The organism is Pseudomonas azerbaijanorientalis, from assembly GCF_019139795.1.
Lineage (GTDB): Bacteria > Pseudomonadota > Gammaproteobacteria > Pseudomonadales > Pseudomonadaceae > Aquipseudomonas > Aquipseudomonas laurylsulfatiphila.
This window is the reverse complement of record NZ_CP077078.1, coordinates 5982429-6005405: the sequence shown is the minus strand read 5'-3', so window position 1 is coordinate 6005405 and position 22977 is coordinate 5982429. Positions and strand designations below refer to the sequence as shown.

Below are 22977 nucleotides of genomic sequence, written 5' to 3'. Positions count from 1 at the left end.
CAATCGGGCAAGCCTATGCAATGCGTGCCACGGGGACAACCCATTGTGTCGAAAGAGCTACTTTGTCCAGGCCGATAGACGTTGCTGGCAGGTGCCTGATGGCTGACGTATCCTTCGCGGTTCTTGAGCCGTCTGGCTCGCAAAAACTGCTGTTTTCCTTGTGTAATTCCGGAGTTCGCTGAATGTCTGTCGGTTGGCTGCGCGCCTGTGCGCTGGTGATGTTGGGGCTGTTCAGCGTGTCTGCGCTGGCCAAGGATAAAACCGCGATCGTGATCGGCGGCGGCCTGTCGGGCCTGACTGCCGCGTACGAGCTGCAGAGCAAGGGCTGGCAGGTCACCCTGCTGGAAGCCAGGTCGAGCCTGGGCGGCCGTTCCGGCATGGCCACCAGCGAGTGGATCGGCAACGACAAGACCCAGCCGGTGCTGAACAAGTACGTATCGAACTTCAAGCTGAGCACCACGCCGGCCCCTGAATTCGTACGGACCCCAGGCTACCTGATCGATGGCGAGTATTTCTCTGCCGCCGATCTGGCGACCAAGCAACCGGCTACCGCCGAGGCGCTCAAGCGTTTCGACAAGACCCTGGACGATCTGGCGCGTTCGATCGACGACCCGCTGAACCCGGCCGCCAACAACACGCTGCACGCGCTGGATCAGATCAACGTGTCGAGCTGGCTCGACAAGCAGAACCTGCCGGCCACCGCCCGCCAGTTGATCAATCAGCAGATCCGTACCCGCTACGACGAACCTTCGCGCTTGTCGCTGCTGTACTTCGCGCAGCAGAGCCGCGTCTACCGTGGTGTCTCCGATCGCGACCTGCGCGCTTCGCGCCTGGTCGGCGGCAGCCCGGTGCTGGCCCAGGCCTTCGTCAAGCAGCTGAAAACCATCAAGACCAACTCCCCGGTTTCGGCGATCATTCAGGACAAGGACGGCGTGACCGTCAAAGTCGACAGTGTCGGTTATAAAGCTGACTACGTTGTATTGGCCGTGCCGTTGCGCGCCCTGAACAAGATCCAGATGACCCCGGCGCTGGACGCCCAGCACCTGGCGGCGATCAAGGGCACCAACTACGGCTGGCGTGACCAGATCATGCTGAAGTTCAAGACGCCGGTGTGGGAAAGCAAGGCGCGCATGTCCGGCGAGATCTACAGCAACACTGGCCTGGGCATGTTGTGGGTCGAGCCTGCCCTGAAGGGCGGCGCCAACGTGGTGATCAACCTGTCCGGCGACAATGCACGGGTGATGCAGGCATTCGGCGACAAGCAGATGGTCGATCAGGTGTTGATCCGCCTGCACGCGTTCTATCCACAGGCCCGTGGTTCGTTCACCGGTTATGAAATCCGTCGCTACAGCACCGACCCGTCGACTGGCGGCGCCTACCTGGCCTTCGGCCCGGGCCAGATCAGCAAGTTCTGGCGCCTGTGGGAACGCCCGATTCAGCGCGTAGCCTTCGCTGGCGAACACACCGATACCCTGTACCCGGGCACTCTGGAAGGCGCGCTGCGCACCGGTCAACGTGCAGCCAGCCAGGTTGAAGACCTGGCGGCGGGCAAGTCGTTCGAACCGGCCAAAGTGGTTCCGGCAGCGGCAGCGGCAGCGGCAGCGGCAGCGGGCGCTGGTGCGGTGGCGGCCAAGAAAGGCAACTTCTTCAGCAACCTGTTCGGCGGCTCGGATGACGAGAAGAAGCCGGAACCGGTCAAGACGCCTGAGCCTGTAGCACCGCCAGCACCTGCTCCGGCACCAGCCCCGGCCGCCGCGCCGGCACCGGTGGAAGCACCGAAGGCTGCGGCACCGGTAAAAACCGAGCCAGCCAAGAAGGCACCGGTCAAACCGGCCGCCAAGACCGAAACGAAAAAAGCCCCGGCCAAGGCACCCGTCAAGAAAGCCGAGCCGGCCAAGAAGCCAGCGGCCAAACCGGCTGTGACTCCGGCAACGGATGCCAAGGCGCAGTAACGTTCAGGCGTAAAAAAGCGCGGCTCAAGGGCCGCGCTTTTTTTTTGCCATCGCACATGAGACATCTCGACTTTGTCTACCAGTCCTACACGCCTCAGCGATACATCAGATGCCTCCCACAAACGAACCAGAGGGAGATGATAGATAGCGGCTGATCTTGAGCCCTACGATCTTCAAAAACTGGAGAATGTATGAAAGAACTAGCAGTAATAATCATATTGATAGCGCTTTCTGGTTGTGTAGAGGGACATATATTTCCTGGAGGATACGGCCATGAGCTGGCCTTTGAATGCGATATGAATCTCTACAGTCCTGATTGTTTACAGCCCCCTCCAGTGTTCCACAATTAGGGAGGGCGTGACGACTGAGACCAAGCCTCAGTGACGTTCAGGCAAAAAAAACGCGGCTCAAGGTCAAGGGCCGCTTTTTTTTGCCTGGAGAAAAACCGGGACCAGAATCGAATAAATCTTTTGATACAGGTGTTCTCTGGTTTGTATTCACTTTTTCTCACAATTTCGACTTTAATCTTTCCTTAACTCGCAGGCTTCAGACTGTTGATCGTATTTTTCGATATTTCAAAGCAAATTTTTCCGCTTTAATTCGATAGATAACTCGATACTCTTGAGCCAGCACTTACAGGGATCCAGGCAATGCAGCTACGTAACTCTACCTCCCGCTACGGCTGGGTCAGCATTTTCATGCACTGGAGCGTGGCACTGGCGGTCTTTGGTCTGTTCGCGCTTGGGTTGTGGATGGTCGGGCTCGACTACTACAGCACCTGGCGCAAAGACGCGCCGGACCTGCACAAGAGCATCGGCCTGGTGGTGTTGGGTGTGATGCTGCTGCGGGTACTGTGGCGCTTCATCAGCCCGCCGCCGCCAACCCTGGCCAGCTACAGCCGCATGACGCGCCTGGGCGCCAGGTTCGGTCATGGCTTTCTGTATCTCAGTCTGTTTGCTGTGTTGATTGCCGGTTACCTGATTTCCACCGCAGAAGGCGTCGGTATCCCGGTGTTTGGCTTGTTTGAAGTGCCTGCTCTGGTATCCGGATTGCCGGATCAGGCAGATACCGCTGGGGTGATTCACCTCTATCTGGCGTGGGTGCTGGTAATTTTTTCCGGCCTCCATGCGTTGGCAGCATTGAAGCACCACTTTATCGACCGTGATGTGACCCTCAAGCGAATGCTGGGTCGCAAAGCCTGAAGTTCAACCTCGACTCCCAAGGAAAACAAAGCATGTTGAAAAAGACTCTGGCCGCTCTGGCAATCGGTTCGGCCCTGTTGTCCGCCGGTAACGTAATGGCCGCTGATTACGTGGTCGACAAAGAAGGCCAGCACGCCTTCGTTGACTTCAAGATCAGCCACCTGGGTTACAGCTTCATCACCGGTACTTTCAAGGACATCGACGGCAAGTTCAGCTTCGACGCTGCCAAGCCTGAAGACAGCAAGATCGAGTTCAACGTGAACACCGCCAGCGTGTTCACCAACAACGCCGAGCGTGACAAGCACATCGCCAGCAAAGATTTCCTGAACGCCAGCAAAGCCACGTTTGTTTCCACCAGCGTCAAACCTACCGGCAAAAACGCCGCTGGCAAGGACACTGCTGACGTGGCTGGCGACCTGACGATCCTCGGCGTGACCAAGCCAATCGTGGTCAAAGCCACTTTCCTGGGCGAAGGCAAGGATCCATGGGGCGGCTACCGTGCAGGCTTTGAGGGTACTTTCAGCCTCAAGCGTTCCGATTTCGGCAAGCAGAAAGACCTGGGTCCATCGTCCGATGCGGTTGAAATGTACGTGACGTTCGAAGGTGTCAAAGCGAAGTGATGCTGAGTCTGTAGGAGCGAGCCTGCTCGCGATAGACACGAGAGCGCCGCGGAGCATCAGGCTTCCAGCGTTATCGTTGACGACCATCGCGAGCAAGCTCGCTCCTGCAGGGTTTTACATCAGCCATAAAAAAATGCCCCGGTTCTCACAAACCGGGGCATTTTTTATTGCAGCGACAAATCAGCGATTGCGGGTCAGCAGCGCTGGTTTTTCACCACGAGGACGGCTTGGCAGTTGATCCAGCTGCTCAGGTGTCGGGAAGCGGTCGGCTTTCGATTCCTTGTGCATGATCTTTGGTGCCGGGCCGCGCGGGTTCTGCACAGCCGGTTCCGAACGAGGCTGGTCGTCACGGGCCGGGCGGCGATTGCGTGAGTCTTCGCGGCGGGCCTGGCCATCGCGCGGTGCGCCACTGCGAGGCCCGTTACGCTTGGCCGGCGGGGTGCCGGTGCTGGCGCCATCGCTATTGCGCGGACCATTCTGGCGACCTTGTGGCTTGCCGGAACGTGGAGTGCCTGCGGCGGTGCCTTGTGCCGGAGCACCCGGACGACGACCACGACCTTGCGCGGGTTTCTGCTGCGGTACGTAGTCGACGCGGTTACCGAAGTTATCGATATCGTCGTCCAGGAACTCGTCCGGGGCACGGTCAGCGGCGGCACGTGGCGGTTGGCTCGGACGCTGTTCGCGAGCCGGAGTGCCTTCACGTGGCTTCTGCTGACGGGCAGGGCGCTCGCCGCGTTCGCCGGCCGGTTTTTCCTTGCCCTTGTCCTTGCCTTTGTCCTTGCGACCGCCGCCACCACCGCTGCCGTTCGGGCCGTCGCCGCGCGGGCCACGCGGATTGCGCGGGTTACGCATGTCCGGACGCTCGCGCACTTCAGGCTTTTCCGCCTCGATGGTGCTTGCATCGAAGCCCATCAGGTCGCCGTCGGCGATTTTCTGTTTGGTCATGCGTTCGATGCTTTTCAGCAGTTTTTCTTCGTCCGGGGCGACCAGCGAAATCGCCTCGCCCGAACGACCGGCACGGCCGGTACGGCCGATACGGTGCACGTAGTCTTCATCGACATTCGGCAGTTCGAAGTTGACCACGTGTGGCAACTGGTCGATGTCCAGGCCGCGGGCGGCGATGTCGGTGGCCACCAGGATGCGCACGGTGCCGGCCTTGAAGTCGGCCAGGGCTTTGGTGCGGGCGTTCTGGCTCTTGTTGCCGTGGATCGCGACAGCGCTCAGGCCGTGTTTGTCCAGGTACTCGGCCAGGCGGTTGGCGCCGTGCTTGGTGCGGGTGAACACCAGCACCTGTTCCCAGGCGCCAGCGGTGATCAGGTGCGCCAGCAAGGCACGCTTGTGGCTGGCCGGCAGACGGAATACGCGTTGTTCGATGCGCTCGACCGTGGTGTTCGGCGGCGTGACTTCGATGCGTTCCGGGTTGTGCAGCAGCTTGCCGGCGAGGTCGGTGATGTCCTTGGAGAAGGTCGCCGAGAACAGCAGGTTCTGGCGTTTGGCCGGCAGGCGGGCCAGGACCTTTTTCACGTCATGGACGAAACCCATGTCGAGCATGCGGTCGGCCTCGTCCAGCACGAGGATTTCCACGTGGGACAGATCGACGCTGCCTTGGCCGGCCAGGTCGAGCAGGCGGCCAGGGCAGGCCACCAGTACGTCTACGCCACGGGACATGGCCTGAACCTGCGGGTTCATGCCGACACCACCGAAGATGCAGGCGCTGACGAACTTCAGGTCACGGGCATAGATCTTGAAGCTTTCATGCACTTGCGCGGCGAGTTCGCGAGTCGGGGTCAGGACCAGCACGCGCGGTTGGCGCGGGCCGTGACGCTGGGATTTGTCCGGGTGACCGTTGGGGAACAACCGCTCCAGGATCGGAAGGGCGAAACCACCGGTTTTACCAGTACCTGTCTGTGCCGCGACCATCAGGTCGCGACCTTGCAACACGGCGGGAATGGCCCGCTGTTGCACCGGAGTAGGCTCGGTATAGCCCGCTGCCTCGATGGCGCGGACTAAAGCCTCGGAGAGACCGAGGGAAGCAAAGGACATGAGTAATCCTGTTTTAGTTAGGGCTTGGCCCAATGGGAGTCTTGCCTGGCGCGAATTGCGTTTAAGAGGACGCAATCCCGTCCGGTCCTGCTGGGTCTCGAAGGCTCGTCTGCAAGCGCTCGCGCGGGCTGAAAGCTGCGCAGTAGCGGGGTTGAGATGCCTTTAACGATTCCGGGCGTCCGGGCGTGAGCCTGGCGGGAAGGCCGGAGTATAACAGAGCAATCACTGCGCGCCGCTTTCCTGCTGCTCAACGGTTTTTTCCGTGGCGGCCGTAGCCTTTTCAGTCTTCATGTTCACGGCCGGTTCCGCACCATAGCGGGCACTCAGTTCGGCGTAGGCGGGTTCGCGCTTGAAGCGCTTGAGTTCGGCGCCGAAACGTTGCACCAGCAGATCCATGCCCGCATTGCGCCGCACCGCGAGAAACTGGCTTTGCTGGCTGATGATCGTGGGGTTTTCGGTGATCTTGTCGCGGATGCCCAGTTCATCGAGCAAATGCTGGCCGACCCGGCGGTCGGTAATCAATAGGTCAATCCGTCCGCGCAGCAGTTTGCCGAAGTTGGCTTCGTGGGTGGGCGCCGGCTCGCGAGTGAACAACGTGGAGTCGCTGAAGTCCTTGCTGTACAGGTAACCCGGCGAGGTGCCGATGGTCAGGCCGCGCAAGTCATCAAGGGTGCGAAACGGATGGGGCCGCTCATTGGCGTAGAACAACACGAACTGCACTTCAGACAGTGGTTCGCTGGGGTAGAGAAGGGTCGCATCACGCTCATCGCTGTGAAAGATGTCCAGCGCGCCGTCGGCCTGGCCTGATTCAAGCATCGACAGGCAGCGTTTCCATGGCAGGAACTGCCACTCCACTTCGATGCCCAGGCGCTTGAAGACAATGGCGGTGGTTTCGTAGTCCAGCCCCAGTGATTTGCCGTTGTCCTCGTACACATAAGGCGCCCACGGCTCGGTGACAATGCGCAACTTCTCGCCCCGGGCGGCGAAGCTCAGGCAAGTGAAGACAAGCACGGCGATTAACTGCGTGATCAAAGGCATGGGCTTGAGATTACGACGAGAAACCGGAAAGAGCCAGAAACTGACCGCAGATGCTCTAACTCCGTGGATTGCTGCACATTTATAGTGCGTTGAAGCAAAAGATCGCAGCCTGCGGCAGCTCCTACAGGGAATACACATTTCCCTGTAGGAGCTGCCGCAGGCTGCGATCTTTTGATCTTGCTTTGTTTAACGCGGCAACTTCAGGTTGTTCCACACCGCCAGGCTCGCTTCAGCCTGGTTCAGCGTGTAGAAGTGCAGCCCTGGAGCGCCACCTTGCAGCAGTTGTTCGCACATCTCGGTGATGACCTGTTCGCCAAAGCGCTGAATGCTCTGGGTGTCGTCGCCGTAGGCTTCCAGTTGCTTGCGGATCCAGCGCGGGATTTCCGCACCGCAGGCATCGGAGAAGCGCGCCAGCTTGCTGTAGTTGGTGATCGGCATGATGCCCGGCACGATCGGGATGTCCACGCCCAATGCCCGCACGCGTTCCACGAAGTAGAAGTAGCAGTCGGCGTTGAAGAAGTACTGGGTGATCGCGCTGTCGGCGCCGGCGTTGGCTTTGCGCACGAAGTTGGCGACATCGTCTTCGAAGTTGCGCGCTTGCGGATGCATTTCCGGGTAGGCGGCGACTTCGATGTGGAAATGGTCGCCGGTTTCTTCACGAATGAACTCAACCAGGTCATTGGCGTGGCGCATTTCGCCACTGGCCATGCCCATGCCCGAAGGCAGGTCACCGCGCAGGGCAACGATGCGCTTGATGCCGGCGGCCTTGTACTGGGCCAGCAGACCACGCAGGTCGTCTTTGCTGTCGCCCACGCAGGACAGATGCGGAGCGGCAGGGATTTTGACTTCGCTTTCCAGCTGCAACACGGTGTTCAGCGTGCGATCACGGGTCGAACCGCCGGCGCCATAGGTGCAGGAGAAGAAATCGGGGTTGTAGATAGCCAGCTGACGGGCAGTGGCGAGCAGCTTTTCATGCCCAGCATCGGTCTTCGTAGGGAAGAACTCGAAGCTGTAGCGACGATCTTGGGACATGGGAATACCCTTGAAAACGCGTAAGCCTGTGAGGCTTGCATATCCCATGTGGGAGCGGGCTTGCCCGTGAAAGCGGTGGGTCAGTCGACATTAATGTTGAATGATAAACCGCTTTCGCGAGCAAGCCCGCTCCCACAGGGAGAGCAGGCAGCAGAACCGATCAGTAGCGGTAAGCGTGCGGCTTGAACGGACCTTCGACGGTCACGCCGATGTAGTCGGCCTGGGTCTTGGTCAGTTGAGTCACGACGCCGCCGAAGCCACGGACCATTTCCAGGGCCACTTCTTCGTCGAGTTTCTTCGGCAGTACTTCAACGGTCAGACGCTCGGCTTTCTGGGCTGGCGACAGGTCGGCGTACTTCTGGCCGAACAGGAAGATCTGCGCCAGAACCTGGTTGGCGAACGAACCGTCCATGATGCGGCTCGGGTGGCCGGTGGCGTTGCCCAGGTTAACCAGGCGGCCTTCGGCCAGCAGGATCAGGTAGTCGTCGTTCTGTGGGTCGAAATCGCCAGCGCCGGTGCGGTGGATCTTGTGAACCTGTGGCTTCACTTCTTCCCATGCCCAGTTCTTGCGCATGAAAGCGGTGTCGATTTCGTTGTCGAAGTGGCCGATGTTGCAGACAACAGCGCGCTTCTTCAGGGCCTTGAGCATGTTCGAATCGCAAACATTGACGTTGCCGGTGGTGGTCACGATCAGGTCGATCTTGCCCAGCAGTGCCTTGTCGATGCTGGCTTCGGTACCGTTGTTGATACCGTCGATGAACGGCGAAACCACTTCGAAGCCGTCCATGCAGGCTTGCATGGCGCAGATCGGGTCGACTTCGGAAACCTTGACGATCATGCCTTCCTGACGCAGGGACTGAGCGGAACCCTTGCCAACGTCACCGTAGCCGATGACCAGCGCTTGCTTGCCCGACAGCAGGTGGTCGGTGCCGCGCTTGATGGCATCGTTCAGGCTGTGACGGCAGCCGTACTTGTTGTCGTTCTTGCTCTTGGTCACCGAGTCGTTGACGTTGATGGCCGGGATTTTCAGCTCGCCCTTGGCCAGCATGTCCAGCAGGCGGTGAACGCCGGTGGTGGTTTCTTCGGTCACGCCGTGGACGCGATCCAGAACCTGTGGGTACTTCTTGTGCAGCAGTTCGGTCAGGTCGCCGCCGTCGTCGAGGATCATGTTGGCGTCCCATGGCTGGCCATCCTTGAGGATGGTTTGCTCCAGGCACCACTCGTACTCTTGTTCGGTTTCACCCTTCCAGGCGAAAACCGGGATGCCGGCTGCGGCGATGGAAGCGGCGGCCTGATCCTGAGTCGAGAAAATGTTGCAGGACGACCAGCGCACTTCGGCACCCAGGGCAACCAGGGTTTCGATCAGCACGGCAGTCTGAATGGTCATGTGGATGCAGCCGAGGATCTTCGCGCCCTTGAGCGGTTGCTCTTCGGAGTACTTGCGACGCAGACCCATCAGGGCTGGCATTTCGGACTCGGCGATGATGGTTTCGCGACGGCCCCAGGCAGCCAGGGACATGTCGGCGACTTTGTAATCGGTAAAATCTGCAGGCGTGATAACAGCGCTCATGAAGAGCCTCCATTCGTAATGTATGCGAATGGGCGCCGTTGTGCGTTTAGTGTCTGGCTTAAGGCCAGGCAACGCCCCATCCGAGCCTGACAGGTCGAACCTGCTGCAGCGCCCCTCGGACAGGTGGCGGGAAAACGGTATCAAGTGATGATGACCGTTTTGAAACGGTGGCGATTATAGCGGGCTATGCTGATCTTCCAAAGTGTTTCTGTCGGTCAATGTCCGAACGGTAATCGAGACCATAGTCGATGCTCAATAGAGCTCTGGGTCGGGCTCTGCCATGATGGTCAGCATCATTCGGCAAGGCGCTCAGGAGTGAACATGAATTTCCACACCCGCAAATGGGTCAAACCCGAAGACCTCAATCCTAATGGCACTTTGTTCGGCGGCAGCCTGCTGCGCTGGATCGACGAAGAGGCGGCGATCTACGCCATCGTCCAGTTGGGCAACCAGCGTGTAGTGACCAAGTACATTTCCGAAATCAACTTCGTCAGCGCCTCGCGCCAGGGCGACATCATCGAACTGGGCATTACCGCCACCGAGTTCGGCCGTACCTCGATCACCCTGACCTGCGAAGTGCGCAACAAGATCACCCGCAAGAGCATCCTCACGGTCGAGAAAATGGTCTTCGTCAACCTCGGTGAAGACGGCTTGCCGGCGCCCCACGGCCGAACCGAGATCAAGTACGTCAAAGACCAGTTCCAGGACGATGACGCCGGCTCGTAATGCGAGCCCGTAGGAGCTGCCGCAGGCTGCGATCTTTGATCCTGATTTTTAAAGATCAAAGATCGCAGCCTGCGGCAGCTCCTACAGAACGGAATAGAACGCCCGCGTGTCGTAGCTAAATAGCCCGCCACTGGTTGCGCACATCATGAACTCGGCACAAGACGGCAAGACCCCGAACCTTTCGGTGCAAGAAGAGCATGAAGTCGAAAAGAGCCAGCCGCCCCGCGCCGCAGTGTTGCACGAGATCATCCGCACCCAGGGCGATCAGGAGCTCGAGCGCAGCATTGCCGCTTTGTGGTGGTCGGCGCTGGCGGCGGGGTTGACCATGGGCCTGTCGCTGATGGGCATGGGCCTGCTCAATTCGCGGCTGCCGGACGGCGAGGGATTCAAGGTGATCGCCAGTTTCGGTTATTGCGCCGGTTTCCTCGCGGTGATCCTCGCTCGTCAGCAACTGTTCACCGAAAACACCCTGACCGCCGTGCTGCCGGTGATGACCAAACCGACCCTGACCAACTTCGGCCGTCTATTGCGGCTGTGGACGGTGGTGCTGATCGGTAACCTCTGCGGCACCTTGCTGGTGGCGTATGTGATGCTGGAACTGCCGATTTTCGACAGCAAGACCGACGTCGCCTTCCTCGATATCGGCCGCAAGGTCATGGAAAACCACGCCAGCCAGATGTTCGCCAAGGGCATCGTTTCCGGCTGGATGATCGCGACCATGGTCTGGATGATTCCATCCATGGAGAGCGCCAAGATGTGGATCATCATCCTCATCACCTACCTCATGGCGCTGGGAGACTTCACCCACATCGTCGTCGGGTCGCTGGAGGTTTCGTATCTGGTGTTTGCCGGCGAGTTGCCGTGGAGGGACTTCTGGCTGGTGTTCGCCGGACCGACGCTGGCGGGGAACATCATTGGTGGCAGCTTTATTTTCGCGCTGATCAGTCATGCGCAGATTCGCAGCGAAAGCGGGCCACCGAAAGCATCAGCGGATCAGAGCGAAGCTGCTGATCCGCAGAAGATCAAAAAAACATCAAGGTGATGCTCAGCCCGCTACATTCAGCGCAGCCGCACCGCGACGCTGGCGATAGATGAAGAACAGTGCGGTCAGCACGGTCAAGCCGCTGACCAGTGCGCCGGTCCATGGCAAGTCCGCCAGGTTCGCGCCGCTGGCCACTACCAGGCCGCCAATCCATGCGCCGGCGGCGTTGCCGAGGTTGAAGGCACTCTGGTTCAGCGTTGAGCCGAGGTTCGGTGCTTCATGGGCCTGATCGATGATCAGCAGTTGCAGGATCGGGCACAGCGCGAAGGCGAAAGTCCCCCACAGTACCAGTGTGATTGCCGCCGGGATCACCGATTGGCTGGTTTGTGTGAATGCCGCCAGCACCACCAGCACCGCCAATGCCATGCCCACCAGCGATGGCAGCAAGCGGCTGTCCGCCAGACGACCGCCGAGCATGCTGCCGGCGGTCAAGCCAACGCCGAACAACAGCAACATGATGGTGACGCCGTGGGGGCTGACGCCAGTGATGTCCTGCAGGATCGGCGCGATGTAAGTGAACACACTGAACAGGCTGGTCGAGGCCAGTACGCTCATGCCCAGGGCCAGCAGCACGTTGGCCTTGCCCAGCACCTTGAACTCGCTGGCCAGGTTGGCTTTATCCATCGCGATGTTTTTCGGTAGCCAGACCCATTGCGCAATCGCGGCCAGCACACCGATCACCGACACCGCCCAGAACGTCGAGCGCCAACCCGCGTATTGCCCGAGCGCGGTACCCAATGGCACGCCGAGCACGTTGGCCAGGGTCAGGCCGGTGAACATCATGGCAATCGCCTGGGCCCGTTTGTTGGGGGCAACCAGTCCTGCAGCCACCACCGAACCGATGCCGAAAAATGCGCCGTGGCAGAGTGCCGTGATCACCCGCGCGGCCATCAGCGTGGCGTAATTCGGTGCCAGCGCGCAGAGCATATTGCCGAGGATGAACATCAGCGTCATGCCCAGCAGGGTGGCTTTGCGCGGCATGTTGGCGGTGCCGACGGCGAGGATCGGCGCACCGAACACCACACCCAGGGCGTAACCGGTGATCAGCAATCCGGCATCGGGAATGCTGACGCCGAGATCGCGGGCGACGTCGGGCAACAGGCCCATGATGACGAATTCGGTGGTGCCGATGCCGAAGGCGGCAACAGCGAGGGCAAGCAAAGCGAGTGGCATGCGCAAGGTCTCTGTCGGTAGTCTTGACGCTGTGATCAGGCATACGCAGGCCGACGACCGTTCTCGACGAGAGCGGGTCGTGCAGGATTTTTATTGGAATTGGTCTGTGCGCAACTGAGTGCGGCGTGGTCGTTTGCAGTATAAACAGCTGCTGACATATGGCGAATCAATTCTCTACCCGGATTCTCTGTAGGAGCGAGCTTGCTCGCGAAAGACGTCAAGTCGACGCGTTTATCCAGACAGCACGCGTTATCGTTAACGTCCATCGCGAGCAAGCTCGCTCCTACAGGGATCGTGTAGACAACAAAAGGAGTGGGCCGTGCTTGCGACGGCGTTGGTGTTGGTGGCGGCGCTGTTGCACGCGGCGTGGAATACCCTGATCAAGTTCAGTGCGGAGCGGCTGTTGGTGGTGGCCTGCATGGACAGCGTGGCGTTGCTATTCGTCGCGCTGATGGTGCCGTTCCTGAGCATGCCGCCGCTGGAGATCTGGCCATGGATCCTGGCATCAGCGGCGTTCGAGTTGCTCTACCGCTACTTGCTGATCCAGGCCTATCGGGTCGGCGACCTCGGGCTGGTTTATCCGCTGATGCGCGGCCTGTCACCGTTGGTGGTGCTGGCGCTGACGCTGATTTTTGCCGGGGAGGTGCTGACCCATCAGCAGATTTTCGGAATCCTGCTGATCCCGGTCGGCATGCTGTGCCTGCTCTGGCAGGGTGGTGGCGGTGCGCGTTTGCCGTGGTCGATGCTGCCGGTGGTGGCGTTGATCGGCCTGTGCATCGGTTGCTACACCTACATCGACGGTCAGGCCTTGCGGCGCTGGTCCCATCCACTGGATTACCTGGTCTGGGTCACCTTGCTCAGTGCCTGGCCGTTTCCATTGTTGGCATGGGTACGCAAGCGCCCCGCGTTCATGCTGTTCTGGCGCGAGCAGTGGCGCCTGGGCCTGGCGGTCGGGTTTTGCGTGTTGTTCAGCTACGCTCTGGTGCTGTGGGCGATGCAATTGGGCTCGATTGCAGAAGCGGCAGCGTTGCGCGAGATCAGCGTCATTCTGGTGGTGCTGTTTGGCATGCGTTACCTCAAAGAACCTTTTGGCGGGCCACGCCTCTTAGCCTGTGGGCTGGTGCTGATCGGCATACTGGTGATGAAGTTTTGATCGCCGTTGATGGATTCGATTTTCTACAACTTGAAGAAGGGACTGCGTAATGACGGTTGCTCTGTGGTGCATTTTGATTGCGATCTTCCTGCCGTATCTGTGCACGGGTGTCGCGAAGGTCAGTGGCGGGTTCCGACTCAAAGACAATCATGATCCACGAGGGTTTCTCGATTCCCTGGAGGGTTTGGGCAAGCGGGCAAATGCGGCGCAGCTGAACAGTTTTGAGGTGACGCCGGCGTTTGCAGCCGCGGTGATCGTGGCGCACCTGGCGGGCAACGCCGAATTGGTGACCATCAATGTGTTGTCGGTGCTGTTCATCACCAGCCGTCTGCTTTTCATCATTTTCTATCTGGCGGACCTGGCGATGCTGCGGTCGTTGATGTGGTTCGTGGGGATGGCGTTGATCGTGAGTTTCTTTGTGGTGTCCGTCTGAGTCTCAGGCGCTAATCAAGGCCTCTTCGCGAGCAAGCCCGCTCCCACATTTGATCCTCAGTGGACACAGATTCTGTGTTCGACAGTGATCCGGTGTGGGAGCGGGCTTGCTCGCGAAAGCTATCTGTCAGGCGATGCGAGACTCAAGGATTGGTTTTAACCGCATCGGCCACCTGCGGCACTTGCGGCAACGCCGCACCTTTGGGCCAGAGCATCCAGATCTGCCCCTGCTGTTTCATGTCCCCGGCCAGTTGCCCGGCTGCATCGCCGGTGCCCCAGAACAGATCCGCCCGGACTTCACCGGTAATTGCGCCGCCGGTGTCCTGTGCTGCTACGGGGCGAACCAGGGCTGTGCCGTCCGGCCTGGTGGTGGACAGCCACAGCAGGCTGCCCAGTGGAATCACCTTGCGATCCACGGCTGCGCTGTAACCGGCGGTCAGCGGTACGTTCAACGAACCGCGCGGACCTTCGTTACTGTCCGGGTTACGGGTGAAGAACACATAGCTGGGGTTGCTGCCGAGCAATTCGGGAATCCGCGACGGATTGGCCTTGGCCCAGGTGCTGATGGCGCCCATGGTCACGTCTTCTTTTTTCAACTCGCCCTGTTCCACCAGCCAGCGGCCGATCGGTCGATACGGATGGCCGTTCTGGTCGGCATAGGCGATGCGCAACTGGCGGCCGTTATCGAGCTGGATACGACCCGAGCCCTGGATTTGCAGGAATTGCAGGTTCATCGGATCGGTCAGCCAGGCCACGACCGGTGCCTTGACCCCTTTGCTCTCGATGGTGGCCGCATCGTCGTACGGCTTGAGCACGCGACCTTCAAGTCGACCGCGCAGGCGTTTGCCCTTGAGTTCCGGGTAAATACTGTCGAGGGCGACAATGATCATGTCTTCTGGGACGCCATAGACCGGGACATTGGCCGTGCCGGTCTGGGTCAGGCTGCCCGGATAGACCGGCTCGTAGTAGCCGGTGATCAAGCCGTCGGGGTTGTCGTTGGCGGCGCGCAGGCCATACACATCGAGATTCTGTTTGAGAAAACCGCGAATGTCGCTGGCGGTTTGCGGCACGTTGGCCGCCGCCGCGCAGGTGCCACCCCAGACCGGGTCGGCCTTGAGTCGGGTGCAGGCGCTGCGCCAGGAGCCGAAACCGGCGATCAGGTCGGTGTCGGACACCGCCGGCAGCGCTTCCCATGTGGCGCTGGAGTAAGTGGCCAGGGCATGGGTTTTCGGTTGTTGCTTGTCGCCACCGGTGCAGCCGGCGAGCAGGGCCATCATTGGCAGGGTCCAGGCCAGGCTGTGACGCCATGCCTTGTAACGGCTGTTCATGGAGTGATTCCTTTGCCGGTTGCCTGATCGCTCCATGCGCTCAAGCAACCCTTATTGATAATAGGGCTATTGGTCTTTGCCGATGACGCGAGGATACTGGCCGCCGTTTCCCGTGACCTGAAGCCACCATGACTCTTAAAAGACTTTCTGTTGTATTGCTGGCCTGCGTGACATTGTCCGCTTGTGGCGGTGTTGACCCCAACTCGCCGCTCGGTCAGCGCAAAGCCATTTTCAAGCAGATGCTCAAGACCGGCGAAGACCTGGGCGGCATGTTGCGCGGGCGTATCCCGTTCGATGGTCCGAAATTCGCCGAGGGCGCGGTGAAGCTCGATGGATTGTCCCGTGAGCCGTGGCAGCATTTTCCGCAGGCGCGCGAGGAGGATCACACCAGCGCCAAGAGCGATGTCTGGGAGCAGCAGGCACGCTTTCAGGGCATGGCCCGCGATCTTGAATCCGCCACCGGTGAATTGGTGATCGCCAGTCAGATTCAACCCTACAAGGCCAGCAACCTGGGGCCGGCGGTGCAGAAAGTCGAAGATGCTTGCAGTGCGTGTCATAAGGCGTTTCGGGATCATTGAGTGGTGTTGTTCGGTCTGACGTCTTCGCGAGCAGGCTCGCTCCCACAGGTGGTCTCATAACCCTGTGGGAGCGGGCTTGCTCGCGAAGGCTGCTTTAGTAGCACCAAAGATCCATGTTCGTTGCCAGTGCTTACTTATCCAGCTCATCCAAAGCGTCCTGCAATTCCTTGCGGGCATCGGCGAGTTTGTCTTTGCGCGTGTTGATCTTGTCGGGGTCGCCTTTGCTCATGGCCTTGTCGAGGTCTGCCTGACGCTTGCTGACTTCGTGCCTGGCGTCGAGCACCTTGTTTTCCCGCTCCTTCTTCAGCGAGGCGTCGGTGCAGTTGGCTTCGACTTCGCTCAGGGCCTTTTCCAGGCCGGCCTGCTGGTCGGCGTTGCCGTGGACCTTGGCCAATTCGATCTGGTTGACGATACCTTGCTTCTTGGCTGCGCAACCGGACAGCCCCGGCGCTTCCTCGTCCGCCATCAACGGGGTTGCCAGCATGCTGCACAGGGCCAGGAGGGCGAGCGGTGAAAGAAATTTCATAAAAGCTCCATGTAAGAAGGCAAGCGGGCCGGTGTGGCAATGGCTTGTTGGAGCCCAGCGGTCCCCAGGGGTTCCCGGTGGGCACAGGGCCGGCAGCTAAAAGCCGTCAATCCCCGCTTCACGTAACGTTTCACTCAAGGCCAGGACCTGCGGATCGCGGAAAAAAGCGTTCAGTTGCGCCGCGCGTCCCGGCCCGATACCGGCCTCGGCCTGCCATTGCTCGATGTCTCGCTGCGCCAGCGTCTGCCATGAATCGCCGAGAGGCACCGGACCTGTCGGCGGCAATCCCAGGGCTTTCAGCCAGTGCGCGAACGGGCGTTGCCGGGCCCGGTCGAAGCTGTCTGCAAGGCGAGCCGCACCGCGTTCGCCGAAACCGTCAATGGTAGCAAGCTCTTGGGCATCAAGGGTCAACCAATCCAGCAGACCGTTCAGGCGACCTGTTGCAAGAAGTTTTTCCCAAGTGCCCGGACCGACATAGGGTAGCGCCAGACCCTGTTTGCCGCTGAGCCAGGTCAGGCGTGCGAGAAATTGGCCCTCACAACCCGGAGTTGGCTGCCAGCAACTCAATGAATGAAAGTCCGCTGCCTTCGGCACATTCAATTCGGCGCGCTCGCTGCTGCGCAACACTACGCTATCGAGCCTGGGAATGGTCAGCCCGGCCAGGCTGATGGCGACCTGATCACCCGGACGTATGTCCAGCGCCCGCCAGCGTTGCAACGAGCCGACGCTGACGCGGTTGATCTGCCGGTCATCGAGCATCACCGGGGTCAGTTCAAGCACCGGAGTGATCCGCCCGGTCCGGCCGATTTTGAAATGAACCTGGCGGACTTCGGCCAGTGCCTGGGCGAAGGGATATTTCCAGGCGATAGCCCAGTAGGGTGGTCGGGCTTGCCAGCGTTCGGCGGCCGGGCGCTGGTTCTGGCGCAGGACGATGCCGTCGCTGGCAAAGGGCAGGGAGGCGCGATACCAGTATTCGCGCCAGCGCTCGGCATCGAAGACGGAGGTGATTGGCTGGCTGTAGGCTGTGGTATCCGGGAAGCCCAGCTCCGTCAGTGCTTCTGCCCGGGCGAGAGTGCCTGTCGGCCCTTGGGGCCAGTTCCAGACAAACAGGTCGATGCCGGCGGCCTGTTCGTTGCTCAATACTTTGCGCGCCATCAAACCCGCCACTGTGGCGCGAGCGTTGAGGCTGCCGGCCCGGGCCTGCACATGATCGGTCAGGCGCCAATACAGTTCGCCTTGCACGAGCAAATCCCGAGGCCGGGATAGCTGCTGCGGGATGGCCGGAATCTGTCGTGCCGGAGCCGTCCAGTCCTGACCGCTCTCGCCGTCGCCGCGGCTGATGGCCTGGGCCAACTGACCATTACGGTAAACCAGGGTCACCGCCACCCCGTCGATTTTAGGCTGGGCCCAGACGTCCACCCGGTCACGCAGCCATTTTTCGACGGCGGGCCGATCATGCAATTTGCCCAGGCCGGTGTGGGCGATGGGGTGGGGCAGCGCGCCGCGCGCGGTGCGCAAGGGGTCTGCGGGCGGGTTCAGGTTGAAGCAGTGGCGCCATTGGGTGAGTCGCGCACGGGACTGGTCGTAGAGTTCATCGGCGACCAGTGAATGTCCCTGGCGGTGATAGCTGTCGTCCCATGAGTCGATCTGCTGTTGCAGTGTGCCGACTTCCTTCAGAGCGCGTTCGGATGGCCAGTCCGGGCACTCGGTGGCGCTGGCATTCAGGCAGGCAAGGGTCAGCAGGGCGGCGAAAAACAGGCGCAGGTCGGGAAGCATCTTGAGCGTCCTTGCTCGGTGAGGTGCGTGAAGGCTAGGTCAGTATCAGTTGGCGCAGCGAGGGGGTGTTTTGCCGGGTATTTCTGGTGGCTGTGCTGGCCTCTTCGCGAGCAGGCTCGCTCCCACAGGGTTATGAGTTAGTCATGTGGGAGCGAGCCTGCTCGCGAAGGCGGTCTCGCGGTCTCAAGCGCAAGCCAATAAAAAACCCCGCAAGGCGCGAACCGTGCGGGGCTTCGGGTGTTGCGGGGAAGTCTTACAGGCCGGCAGCAGAACGCAGGGCGTCGGCGCGGTCGGTTTTTTCCCAGGTGAACGTGGTGAAGGTGTCGTCACCAACGGTCTTGGTTGCCGGGGTGCGACCGAAGTGGCCGTACGCAGCGGTTTCCTGGTACATCGGGTGCAGCAGGTCGAGCATGGTGGTGATCGCGTATGGACGCAGGTCGAACACTTCGCGAACCAGTTTGACGATCTTGTCGTCGCTGATCTTGCCGGTGCCGAAGGTGTTCAACGAGATCGAAGTCGGTTGGGCAACACCGATCGCGTAGGAAACCTGGATCTCGCAACGCTCGGCCAGGCCGGCGGCAACGATGTTCTTGGCCACGTAACGACCGGCGTAGGCCGCCGAACGGTCAACCTTCGATGGATCTTTACCGGAGAACGCGCCACCGCCGTGACGGGCCATGCCGCCGTAGCTGTCGACGATGATCTTGCGACCGGTCAGGCCGCAGTCACCCACCGGGCCACCAATGATGAACTGGCCGGTCGGGTTGATGTGGAACTGGGTGTCCTTGCTCAGCAGTTCGGCAGGCAGCACGTGCTTGACGATCAACTCCATCACGCCTTCGCGCAGGTCGTTGTACGACACTTCCGGGTTGTGCTGGGTCGACAGGACGACCGCGTCGATACCGACAACCTTGCCGTTTTCGTAGCGGCAGGTCACTTGCGACTTGGCGTCCGGACGCAGCCAAGGCAGCAGGCCGGATTTGCGGGCTTCGGCCTGGCGCTGCACCAGCTGGTGCGAGAAGGTGATAGGCGCAGGCATCAGCACGTCGGTTTCGTTGCTGGCGTAGCCGAACATCAGGCCCTGGTCGCCGGCACCCTGATCTTCAGGCTTGGCACGGTCGACACCCTGGTTGATGTCAGGGGACTGTTTGCCGATGATGTTCATCACGCCGCAGGTGGCGCCGTCGAAGCCGACGTCGGAGCTGGTGTAGCCGATGTTGGTGATCACGTCACGAACGATCTGCTCCAGGTCAACCCAGGCCGAAGTGGTGACTTCGCCGGCGATAATGGCCACGCCCGTTTTCACCAGAGTCTCGCACGCCACACGGGCGAACTTGTCTTCAGCAATGATGGCGTCCAGCACCGCATCAGAAATCTGGTCGGCGATTTTGTCCGGATGCCCTTCAGACACGGACTCGGAGGTGAAAAGGGAGTATTCGCTCATCTCGATGTTTTCCTGAAATTACCGATGGTGAGTGTCGCCAGCCGGTCGCTGAAAGTGGCGGACCTGGATCTGGAAACCATTACGTAAGCCTACATAGAGGCTTTCCCCGGGAACGAGTCCCGCAGCGGTGGCCCAACGGGCCAGATCGTCCTGTTCAAACCCCAGCCAGAGATCACCGCAGGCCTCCTTGGCCCAACTCTGGTTGTGGCTGCATAACTCTGTCACTAACAGGCTACCGCCTGGTTGCAGCAAATTGGCCATGTGCTTGAGCGCATCGGCCGGCGCGGCAAAATGGTGCAGCACCATGTTCAGTACCACGCAATCGGCCTTGAGGCTGACGCCGTTCAATGCATCGGCCAGTTGCAGGCTAACGTTAGTCAGCTTGTCGCGTTCGCAGACCTGGCGCGCCAGTTCGAGCATCGCGGTGCTGTTGTCCAGCGCCGTGACCTGCGAGAAGCGGCGCGCCAGTTCCGGCAGGAATGCGCCATCGCCGGGGCCGACTTCAATGGCCGTGGCGTCTTTGTCCAGGCTCAACTTGTCGAGCAGGGCCACCACGCTTTCGCGGTACTGCGGCAGGCCGGCGATCAAGTCTTGCTGAGCGCGAAACTTCTCCGCTACCCGTGAGAAAAAGTCCTGGCTGGCGGCTGCCCGTTGCCCGTGGACCTGGGCGATGCGCGCCTGCACTTCGGCTGGCAGCGTCAGGTTGTCCACTTCTTCGAGCAGGGCTGCGTGCAATTTGCCGCCCAGCAGTTCGGTATGGGGCAGGGCGCGACGGTAAAAAATCGCATTGCCTTCGCGGCGCGTTGCCACCAGGCCGGCCTGGGCCAGGACCTTGAGGTGGTGGCTCATGCCTGACTGGCCGATGCCGAAGATCTGCGCCAGTTCCAGCACGCCAAACGAATCGTTGGCCAGTGCGCGCAAAACATTCAACCGCAGGGGATCGCCGCCAGCCTTGCACAAGGCCGCCAGCTCATCGCAATCGTCATGTTGAATGGAGGGCACGCGTAAATTCATAAGGCCGGCAGTCTAGTCACGGGTCGAAGGCATCGCAAGAGCAATATCAAAAAGTTTTGATATTGCTCGATAGATGGCACTTCTTGACGTTAGCTTCAGTCAACAAACCGATGGCGGAAAGGTTTCATCAGGCGAATACGTCGTTATCCATTGGAAAAACGCCTTCAGATGACTATCTGTCATTGCCCCGAGGCGTCCGGGTGAGGGAAAATGCTCGCCTTTTTTCCGTTTCGTTTTATTCAAGTCCCCCAGGAGAACAGCGATGCCTAGCCGTCGTGAGCGTGCCAACGCCATTCGTGCCCTCAGCATGGATGCCGTGCAAAAAGCCAACAGCGGCCATCCCGGTGCCCCAATGGGTATGGCGGATATCGCCGAGGTACTTTGGCGCGACTACCTCAAGCACAACCCGAGCAATCCATCGTTCGCCGACCGTGACCGCTTCGTGCTGTCCAACGGCCACGGCTCGATGCTGATCTACTCGCTGCTGCACCTGACCGGCTACGACCTGTCGATCGATGACCTCAAGCAGTTCCGTCAACTGCACAGCCGCACCCCGGGCCACCCGGAACTTGGCTACACCCCGGGCGTTGAAACCACCACCGGTCCACTGGGCCAGGGCCTGGCCAACGCCGTGGGTTTTGCCCTGGCTGAAAAAGTCATGGCGGCGCAGTTCAACCGTCCTGGCCACAACATCATCGACCACCACACCTATGTGTTCCTGGGTGATGGCTGCATGATGGAAGGCATTTCCCACGAAGTCGCTTCCCTGGCCGGTACCCTGGGCCTGGGCAAGCTGATCGCCTTCTACGACGACAACGGTATCTCCATCGACGGCGAAGTCGAAGGCTGGTTCACCGATGACACGCCGAAGCGTTTCGAATCCTACAACTGGCAAGTGATCCGCAACGTTGACGGTCACGATCCGGAAGAGATCAAGACCGCGATCGACACTGCGCGCAAAAGCACGCAGCCAACCCTGATCTGCTGCAAGACCACCATCGGCTTCGGTTCGCCGAACAAGCAAGGCAAGGAAGACTGCCACGGCGCCCCGCTGGGTGACGCGGAAATCGCCCTGACCCGTGCGGCGCTGAAGTGGAACCACGGCCCGTTCGAAATCCCGGCCGACATCTACGCCGAGTGGGACGCCAAGGAAGCAGGTAAAGCTGTCGAAGCCGAGTGGGACCAGCGTTTCGCTGCCTACTCCGCTGCCTTCCCGACTGAAGCCAACGAACTGATTCGTCGCCTGAGCGGTGAACTGCCAGCTGACTTCAGCGAAAAAGCCGCGGCCTACATCGCCGAAGTGGCTGCCAAGGGCGAAACCATCGCCAGCCGTAAAGCCAGCCAGAATGCACTGAACGCATTTGGCCCGCTGCTGCCCGAGTTCCTCGGCGGTTCGGCTGACCTGGCCGGTTCCAACCTGACCCTGTGGAAAGGTTGCAAAGGCGTTACCGCCGAAGACGCCAGCGGCAACTACATGTACTACGGCGTGCGCGAGTTCGGCATGACCGCGATCATGAACGGCGTTGCCCTGCACGGCGGCCTGGTGCCTTACGGCGCGACCTTCCTGATGTTCATGGAGTACGCCCGCAACGCAGTGCGCATGTCGGCCCTGATGAAGCAGCGCGTGATCCACGTCTACACCCACGACTCCATCGGTCTGGGCGAAGACGGCCCGACTCACCAGCCAATCGAGCAACTGGCCAGCCTGCGCTGCACCCCGAACCTCGACACCTGGCGTCCAGCCGACGCCGTTGAATCGGCGGTGTGCTGGAAGTATGCGCTGGAGCGCAAGGACGGCCCTTCGGCCCTGATCTTCTCGCGTCAGAACCTGCAGCACCAAACCCGCAATGCGATTCAGATTGAAGAGATTGCGCGTGGCGGTTACGTATTGAAGGACTGCGCAGGCGAGCCTGAGCTGATCCTGATCGCTACCGGTTCGGAAGTCGGCCTGGCTGTTCAGGCCTTCGACAAACTGACCGAGCAGGGCCGCAAGGTTCGCGTGGTTTCCATGCCGTGCACCAGCGTGTTCGATGCCCAGGACGCCGGCTACAAGCAATCGGTCCTGCCGTTGCAGGTCAGCGCACGTATCGCCATCGAGGCCGCTCACGCGGACTACTGGTACAAGTACGTGGGCCTGGAAGGCCGTGTGATCGGCATGACCACCTACGGCGAGTCGGCGCCTGCGTCGGCCCTGTTCGAAGAGTTCGGCTTCACCCTGGAAAACATCCTGGGTCAGGCTGAAGAGCTGCTGGAAGACTAAATCCGGAAATCGGGTTGTCTGAACTGACGCTATCGCGAGCAAGCTCGCTCCCACATGGACGGTGTATA

General features: G+C 60.4%; 19 protein-coding genes and 1 riboswitch. Of the genes, 9 read left to right on the top strand and 10 right to left on the bottom strand.

Translation table 11 applies throughout. From position 1 onward, the window contains the following. Positions 1 to 182 precede the first annotated feature (182 nt). The 3 genes from KSS91_RS26965 (at position 183) to KSS91_RS26955 (ending at position 3774) form a co-directional block, all read left to right on the top strand. Positions 183 to 1952, top strand: a complete 1770-nt coding sequence (locus tag KSS91_RS26965) for a flavin monoamine oxidase family protein (RefSeq protein WP_217836597.1) — start codon at positions 183 to 185, stop codon at positions 1950 to 1952. Between the two features lie 650 nt (positions 1953 to 2602). After that, positions 2603 to 3154 carry a cytochrome b gene (locus tag KSS91_RS26960; protein ID WP_217836596.1) on the top strand — a complete coding sequence of 184 codons (552 nt, stop codon included), beginning with the start codon at positions 2603 to 2605 and terminating at the stop codon, positions 3152 to 3154. Positions 3155 to 3186: 32 nt separating this feature from the next. Further along, entirely contained in the window at positions 3187 to 3774 is a 588-nt protein-coding gene (locus tag KSS91_RS26955; RefSeq protein WP_015097179.1) for a YceI family protein, read from the top strand. 180 nt (positions 3775 to 3954) lie between these two features. On the opposite strand, the gene rhlE2 is transcribed toward KSS91_RS26955, so the two are convergent. From rhlE2 to ahcY, 4 genes are all read right to left on the bottom strand, one after another. Further along, positions 3955 to 5817 (bottom strand): RNA helicase RhlE2, encoded by a 1863-nt coding sequence (rhlE2, locus tag KSS91_RS26950; RefSeq protein WP_217836595.1) that lies wholly within the window; start codon positions 5815 to 5817, stop codon positions 3955 to 3957. Between the two features lie 222 nt (positions 5818 to 6039). Beyond that, a complete protein-coding gene (locus tag KSS91_RS26945; RefSeq protein ID WP_126048033.1) occupies positions 6040 to 6855 on the bottom strand; it encodes a substrate-binding periplasmic protein in 816 nt (271 codons plus the stop codon). A gap of 186 nt (positions 6856 to 7041) precedes the next feature. Further along, positions 7042 to 7887 carry a methylenetetrahydrofolate reductase [NAD(P)H] gene (metF, locus tag KSS91_RS26940; protein WP_104450110.1) on the bottom strand — a complete coding sequence of 282 codons (846 nt, stop codon included), beginning with the start codon at positions 7885 to 7887 and terminating at the stop codon, positions 7042 to 7044. Between the two features lie 160 nt (positions 7888 to 8047). Further along, positions 8048 to 9457, bottom strand: coding sequence for an adenosylhomocysteinase (gene ahcY / locus KSS91_RS26935; RefSeq protein WP_007975450.1), 1410 nt, complete (start codon positions 9455 to 9457; stop codon positions 8048 to 8050). Positions 9458 to 9480: 23 nt separating this feature from the next. Next, positions 9481 to 9580: riboswitch (S-adenosyl-L-homocysteine riboswitch) on the bottom strand. Positions 9581 to 9778: 198 nt separating this feature from the next. Here ahcY and KSS91_RS26930 point away from each other — a divergent pair. Both KSS91_RS26930 and KSS91_RS26925 read left to right on the top strand, forming a co-directional pair. Then, the gene (locus KSS91_RS26930; RefSeq protein ID WP_102699934.1) at positions 9779 to 10183 is read left to right on the top strand and encodes an acyl-CoA thioesterase; all 405 of its coding nucleotides are present in this window, start codon (positions 9779 to 9781) and stop codon (positions 10181 to 10183) included. Between the two features lie 145 nt (positions 10184 to 10328). Further along, on the top strand, positions 10329 to 11225 hold the full coding sequence (locus tag KSS91_RS26925) for a formate/nitrite transporter family protein (RefSeq protein WP_217836594.1): 897 nt from the start codon (positions 10329 to 10331) through the stop codon (positions 11223 to 11225). Between the two features lie 3 nt (positions 11226 to 11228). On the opposite strand, the gene KSS91_RS26920 is transcribed toward KSS91_RS26925, so the two are convergent. Continuing rightward, positions 11229 to 12398, bottom strand: coding sequence for an MFS transporter (locus KSS91_RS26920; RefSeq protein ID WP_217836593.1), 1170 nt, complete (start codon positions 12396 to 12398; stop codon positions 11229 to 11231). A 319-nt stretch (positions 12399 to 12717) separates the two neighbouring features. Between KSS91_RS26920 and KSS91_RS26915 the strand changes: the two genes are divergently transcribed. Together KSS91_RS26915 and KSS91_RS26910 are read left to right on the top strand one after the other, a co-directional pair. Continuing rightward, positions 12718 to 13551, top strand: a complete 834-nt coding sequence (locus tag KSS91_RS26915) for an EamA family transporter (protein ID WP_217836592.1) — start codon at positions 12718 to 12720, stop codon at positions 13549 to 13551. Positions 13552 to 13600: 49 nt separating this feature from the next. Next, positions 13601 to 13984, top strand: coding sequence for an MAPEG family protein (locus KSS91_RS26910; RefSeq protein WP_217836591.1), 384 nt, complete (start codon positions 13601 to 13603; stop codon positions 13982 to 13984). A gap of 142 nt (positions 13985 to 14126) precedes the next feature. Here KSS91_RS26910 and mltA read toward each other — a convergent pair whose 3' ends face one another. Next, positions 14127 to 15311 carry a murein transglycosylase A gene (gene mltA / locus KSS91_RS26905; protein WP_217836590.1) on the bottom strand — a complete coding sequence of 395 codons (1185 nt, stop codon included), beginning with the start codon at positions 15309 to 15311 and terminating at the stop codon, positions 14127 to 14129. Between the two features lie 128 nt (positions 15312 to 15439). Here mltA and KSS91_RS26900 point away from each other — a divergent pair, with 128 nt between their 5' ends. Beyond that, on the top strand, positions 15440 to 15889 hold the full coding sequence (locus KSS91_RS26900; protein ID WP_217836589.1) for a c-type cytochrome: 450 nt from the start codon (positions 15440 to 15442) through the stop codon (positions 15887 to 15889). 130 nt (positions 15890 to 16019) lie between these two features. Here the strand turns inward: KSS91_RS26900 and KSS91_RS26895 are convergent, their stop codons facing one another. The 4 genes from KSS91_RS26895 to KSS91_RS26880 all read right to left on the bottom strand — a co-directional run bounded on the left by KSS91_RS26895 (position 16020) and on the right by KSS91_RS26880 (position 20649). After that, a complete protein-coding gene (locus KSS91_RS26895) occupies positions 16020 to 16415 on the bottom strand; it encodes a DUF1090 domain-containing protein (protein WP_102699240.1) in 396 nt (131 codons plus the stop codon). A gap of 96 nt (positions 16416 to 16511) precedes the next feature. Then, a complete protein-coding gene (ligB, locus tag KSS91_RS26890; protein WP_217836588.1) occupies positions 16512 to 18191 on the bottom strand; it encodes an NAD-dependent DNA ligase LigB in 1680 nt (559 codons plus the stop codon). 253 nt (positions 18192 to 18444) lie between these two features. Beyond that, positions 18445 to 19635 carry a methionine adenosyltransferase gene (metK, locus tag KSS91_RS26885; RefSeq protein WP_008050251.1) on the bottom strand — a complete coding sequence of 397 codons (1191 nt, stop codon included), beginning with the start codon at positions 19633 to 19635 and terminating at the stop codon, positions 18445 to 18447. 18 nt (positions 19636 to 19653) lie between these two features. Then, positions 19654 to 20649 carry an ArsR/SmtB family transcription factor gene (locus KSS91_RS26880; RefSeq protein ID WP_217836587.1) on the bottom strand — a complete coding sequence of 332 codons (996 nt, stop codon included), beginning with the start codon at positions 20647 to 20649 and terminating at the stop codon, positions 19654 to 19656. Between the two features lie 262 nt (positions 20650 to 20911). On the opposite strand from KSS91_RS26880, the gene tkt reads away from it, so the two are divergent. Next, the gene (gene tkt, locus KSS91_RS26875; protein ID WP_015097167.1) at positions 20912 to 22909 is read left to right on the top strand and encodes a transketolase; all 1998 of its coding nucleotides are present in this window, start codon (positions 20912 to 20914) and stop codon (positions 22907 to 22909) included. The last annotated feature ends 68 nt before the right edge of the window (positions 22910 to 22977 follow it).